This window comes from Methanoculleus sp. UBA413, from assembly GCF_002502935.1.
Taxonomy (GTDB): domain Archaea; phylum Halobacteriota; class Methanomicrobia; order Methanomicrobiales; family Methanoculleaceae; genus Methanoculleus; species Methanoculleus bourgensis.
In genome coordinates this window covers 1-5,156 of the sequence record NZ_DAQR01000106.1, presented here as the reverse complement: position 1 = coordinate 5,156, position 5,156 = coordinate 1, and the positions used below count along the sequence as shown (strand labels likewise).

The window sequence follows — 5,156 nt, the reverse complement described above, 5'->3', positions numbered from 1 at the left end:
GTCTTCGGGAACAACTGGTTCACGCTCGATTACCTCAAGAACAACGAGATCGAGAACAACGCCGCGTACACTGCCTGGCTCCTGCGGGCCACCCGTGGGTTTGCCATCAAGGTCGTCAACCCCGGCGGCACGGAAGCCTGGGGATGGGGCCTGAACTGTGACAACATCCACGATCCGGTCCCGTACTTCGATATCACCCCGGCAGAGATCGTGAAGGGGCTCATCGAGACAAACGAATTCCTGGGCCTCCCGCATTCGATGCACCTGCACTGCAACAACCTCGGGAACCCGGGCAACTACACCGATACCCTCGACTCGTTCAAGCTCGCCGAGGGCTACACCCCGAAGAACAACTTCGGCCGGGACCAGGTCATGCACGTCACGCACGTTCAGTTCTGCTCCTATGGCGGTGACTCCTGGAGGAACGTCGAGTCTCGGGCCGACAAGATCATGGACTACGTGAACTCGCACGAGAACATCACCATCGACATGGGTCAGGTGACGCTCGACGAGACCACGACCATGACCGCAGACGGACCGTTCGAGCACCACCTCCGGGCCCTCAACAACCTGAAATGGGCAAACACCGACGTGGAACTCGAGACCGCCGCGGGCGTCGTCCCCTACATCTACAGCCCGACCGTCAAGGTCTGCACCATCCAGTGGGCCATCGGTCTGGAACTTGCGCTCTACGCCAAGGACCCGATGCGGACGTTCATCACCACCGACCACCCGAACGCCGGGCCGTTCACCCGCTACCCACGGGTCATAAAGTGGCTGATGAGCCGTGCAGCACGCGACGAGACCATGAAGACGTTCAAGTGGCTCGACCGGACGATTGAGTCTACCACCATAGACAGCATCGACCGTGAACTCACACTCTACGAGATCGCGCAGATGACCAGGGCAGGGCCGGCAAAGGCACTCGGCATCAGCAACATCTACGGCGGACTTGCGCCCGGCATGGATGCCGATGTCGCCATCTACGCCCTCAACCCTGAGGATATGCCCTCCGATCCGGAGATGATCGAGAACGCCTTCTCACGGTGCGTATACCTGGTCAAGGACGGCATCGTGACCGTCAAGGACGGCGAAGTCGTCTCAGAGCCCGCAAAGCGGACCGTCTGGGTCGACGTGAAGGTCCCGGAGAACGCGCAGGTGCAGAGAGACATCTACGAGCACTTCCTCAGGCACTACAGCGTGGGAGTCGAGAACTACAAGCTCTTCGAGGAGCACCTCCACAACCCGAGGGTGATCGAGGTCGATTCGACACAGTAAGGTGATGAGAAGTATGAAGACAGTAACTATCACCCTGGCAAACCCTCCCGAACTCTATCTTGAGGGGCAGAATATCACTCCAGACAACTTTGCAGGAAAGAAGGCCGCTGAGATCGCCACTCTCGATGTCTGGGAGGGCAAGATGAAGAGCCCGCTCGGGAAGTATTTCACCGTTGAGGGCGAAGGCGGAGCAACGGCTGCCGAGACGAAGATCATCGTTCGTGGGGACTGCACCCGTGTGAAGCGGATCGGCCAGCAGATGACCGCGGGCGAGATCGTCATCGAAAGCAACGCCGACATGTACATCGGCGGCTGGATGAAAGGCGGGAAGATCCGCGTGAAAGGAAACGTCGACTCGTTCTGCGGCATCGGAATGGAAGGCGGCGAACTGATCGTCGACGGAAAGGCCGGATGTCACCTTGGCTCATCGCCCCGCGGTGAGTGGCGCGGTATGCAGGGCGGACTGATCCGGGTTGCCGGGGACGTCGGCAGCGACACAGCCACGTTCATCAACGGCGGGACCATCATCATCGGCGGCGACGCTGACATTCACGTCTCCACCCACGGCGAAGGCGGCACCGTCATCATCAAGGGGAACGCCAAGGCCCGTGTCGGCGGGCAGATGGTGAAAGGCGACATCTACGTCTATGGCACAATCGAGAACCCGCTCCCCGGGTTCAAGCTGGTCGGCGAGGTCGAGCAGGAGGTCGATGGTGAGACTGCCCTCTTCGCCCACTATATCGGGGACCTCGGTGAACGCCACCCGGTCTCCAAGGGTAAGACGGTGTATGCAAACATCTACACCAGAATCTAACTTTTTTTATCCGCGGCCACCGGCCGGGAAGGGAACGTATGGCGTGCCGGGTAGGATACCCGGGAGGCTGAAGATATGACCGGATTTCTTCGTCTTATACCGGTGATCGAGGCTATTCATATCATCAACCGGATCTCCCCGGCGGTCGGGACAGAGAATGTGCCGCTGACCGCGGCGTATGGTCGCATCCTCGCGGAGGACGTCCAGGCTGATACTGATATACCGGGTTTTGACCGCTCGGTCAAGGACGGGTTTGCGGTGAACTGCGCCGATACCGTCCGGGCATCGGAGGCGGCCCCGGTCCCGCTTACGAGGGTGGGGCAGGTTGTCATGGGCCGCGGAGGGAACAGTCCCGCGATCAGGCCCGGCGAGTGTGCCTACATCCCGACCGGTGGCGCTCTCCCCAAAGGAGCGGATGCGGTCGTGATGCTTGAGTACTGCCAGGACCTCGGGGAGACGGTTCTTGCGGGTCGCCAGGTCTCCCCGGGCGAGAATATCATCCGTGCCGATGAGGATTACGCCCGCGGCGAAGGCGTTCTTGCGGCCGGGAAACACCTGAAGGTCCAGGACATCGGCGTGCTCGCGGCGGTCGGGGTCTCCCGGGTGGCGGTGAGGAAGAGACCGGTCATCGGGATCGTCCCGACCGGCATCGAACTGGTGCCGCCGGACCAAGTCCCGGCTGCCGGTGAGGTCCGCGACGTCAACTCTTACCTCTGCGGCGCGTTCGTCGAGGAGATGGGCGGCGTTCCGCGGTATTATGATATCGTCAGGGACGACCGCGCGGAACTCGCGGCGCTCCTCTCGTCGGCGCTTGACGAGTGTGACGCGTTCCTGATCACCGGGGGGAGCTCCAAGGACGACCGGGATATCACGGCCGACGTGATCGGGTTGCTCGGGGAGGTGCTCGCGCACGGGATGGCGCTGGCGCCCGGGAAACCGACGATCATCGGGAAGATCAGACATGCGCCCGTCATCGGCATCCCCGGCCACCCGGCATCGACGAGGGTCGTTCTTGCGGTGCTCGCAGCCCCCCTCCTGCAGTCGCTCTCTGGCTGCACCGGTCGCCGGGAGGCGAAGCAGAAGGCGGTCCTCACCCGGAACATCCCCTCGGAGCGGGGGCGTGAGGAGTACGTCAGGGTCAAACTCCTCGGGGATGAAGCGGTGCCGCTCTTCGGGAAGTCGGGCCTCTTAAACACCCTCGTAGAGAGCGACGGGCTCATCAGGATCCTCCAGGGATGGGAGGGGCTCGAGGCAGGATGCGAGGTGGACGTGACGCTATGGTGAGGGAGCGTCTTCTGCTGAGACCGCTTGCTGAGGTCCGGGATATGATGCTGGGCGCTTTCCCGCGCCCGAACCGGTCCGTCCGGGTCCCGGTGGCGGGGGCAACCGGGCGGGTGACGGTCGAGCCCATCCACTCGCCGCTGACGGTCCCGGCAACCGACATCGCCGCAAGGGACGGGTTCGCCGTTGTGAGCAGCGAGACCAGTGGTGCGGATGACGAGAACCCTGTTCTGCTCAGGGAGCCCTGCCGGGTGAACACGGGAAACGCGATCCCGCCGGGCTACGATGCGGTCGTCATGATCGAGGATATCACCGGGGGGGAGGGGGCCTGGTTCACCAGCAGGGCCGCATCACCTGGGGAGCACGTCCACCCCGCCGGGGAGGAGATCCGGAGCGGGGACCTGATCCTCCCGGCCGGACACCTGATACGCCCCTGCGACATCGGGGCGCTCCTCTCCTACGGGATCACCGGGCTTGATGTACAGGCCGTGAAGGTCGGGCTCCTGCCGACAGGGAGCGAGGTGATCCCGGCAGGCGAGCGCCCGGGCCCGGGCGAGGTGATCGAGAGCAATACTGCTGTTGCGGCGGCATGGCTCGGTGAGGCGGGCGCAACCTGCACCCGCTACCCCATCGTCTGCGACGACCAGAGGCTGCTCCGGCAGGCGATCGCAAAGGGCGTCAGGGAGAACGACCTCCTCCTGGTCTCTGCCGGTTCTTCAGCGGGCACCCGCGACTTCACCGCCGGGGTCATCGGCGATCTTGGTGAGGTGCTCGTCCACGGGATCGCCATGAAGCCCGGGAAACCGGCGATCATCGGGCGGGTCGACGGGAAACCGGTTATCGGGATGCCGGGCTACCCGATCGCTGCTATGACGACTGTGCGGGAGCTCGCCCTCCCCCTGCTCGTGGAGTGGGGGTTCTGCGCTCCGTACGGGGAGCGCCTCCACGCCCGGCTCGCGAGGACAGTCCAGACCGACCCGGGTTTTGATGAGTACGTCTTTCTCACGGTATCTCGCTCCGGCGACCGGTACATCGCCACCCCCCTGCCCCGGGGGGCCGGGACGCAGATGACGGTCGTGCGGGCAAACGCCTACCTGCACGTCCCCCCGGGCACCGGCAGCATCCACGAGGGTGCGGAGGTCGAGATCCTGTTGACCGGGCCGCGTGCGCTGATCAGGGAGTCCCCCGGGAGCCGCAGACCCGCGCCCGAACACCGGGTGCAGGGAGTAGGAGCGACGCTCCCGCTGAAGAACTCCTGACGGCGGTCCTGCCGGACCAACTGCGTCTACCGTTTTTACGTACAGCGGTTGCCTCACGCGGAAGAGCGCGTTGCCCTGACTGGGGACTGAGACGCTCATCCACTGTTCTTCGCGTCGCCTCAAGGCTTCGCGTGAGTTTAGTCACCGATTCCGAATTATCAGACTCTGTTGACCCCCTGTTCGTGTCCAGGTGCTCGTCCCCACCCCGGGGGAGTACCGGGTCCGGATTTCCCCGGGCTCGCCCGAGCAGGGGACCGTGGTGGGAATCTCCTCGGGGGGTGCGGGCAGGGGAGGGGGCGAGCCCCCATACGCGCTAACGTTTGGTATGGAGACTCATGAGAATGACGCTCAATTCAGGAGATGGGGGTCGGTTTCGGGTATTATTGACCGCAGACCGGTCAATAATCCACCTCCTTAGAAAACGGTCTTGATCCTTGTTGGGGAGTACGAGATGAGAGCCCGACCGGTTCGCTCCGGGAGGTTACCATGCCCCGGGCAGGTTTTTCCCCGGGTATCGCCACACA

General features: G+C 63.6%; 4 protein-coding genes. All 4 read left to right on the top strand.

The features are described from left to right. A partial coding sequence (locus tag BP858_RS08680; protein ID WP_286879309.1) for a formylmethanofuran dehydrogenase subunit A occupies window positions 1-1,278 on the top strand: 1,278 nt, incomplete at its 5' end. Window positions 1,279-1,291: 13 nt separating this feature from the next. Further along, the gene (locus tag BP858_RS08675) at window positions 1,292-2,092 is read left to right on the top strand and encodes a formylmethanofuran dehydrogenase subunit C (RefSeq protein WP_062263971.1); all 801 of its coding nucleotides are present in this window, start codon (window positions 1,292-1,294) and stop codon (window positions 2,090-2,092) included. Window positions 2,093-2,167: 75 nt separating this feature from the next. After that, a complete protein-coding gene (gene glp / locus BP858_RS08670) occupies window positions 2,168-3,376 on the top strand; it encodes a gephyrin-like molybdotransferase Glp (RefSeq protein ID WP_286879308.1) in 1,209 nt (402 codons plus the stop codon). Further along, window positions 3,370-4,632, top strand: coding sequence for a molybdenum cofactor synthesis domain-containing protein (locus BP858_RS08665; protein ID WP_014867428.1), 1,263 nt, complete (start codon window positions 3,370-3,372; stop codon window positions 4,630-4,632). Before glp ends, BP858_RS08665 begins: the two co-directional genes overlap by 7 nt. Window positions 4,633-5,156: the final 524 nt, after the last annotated feature.

Coding starts and splice junctions, on each gene's coding strand:
- BP858_RS08675 (WP_062263971.1), top strand. CDS start 1,292: ATGAAGACAGTAACTATCACCCTGGCAAACCCTCCCGAACTCTATCTT.
- glp (WP_286879308.1), top strand. CDS start 2,168: ATGACCGGATTTCTTCGTCTTATACCGGTGATCGAGGCTATTCATATC.
- BP858_RS08665 (WP_014867428.1), top strand. CDS start 3,370: ATGGTGAGGGAGCGTCTTCTGCTGAGACCGCTTGCTGAGGTCCGGGAT.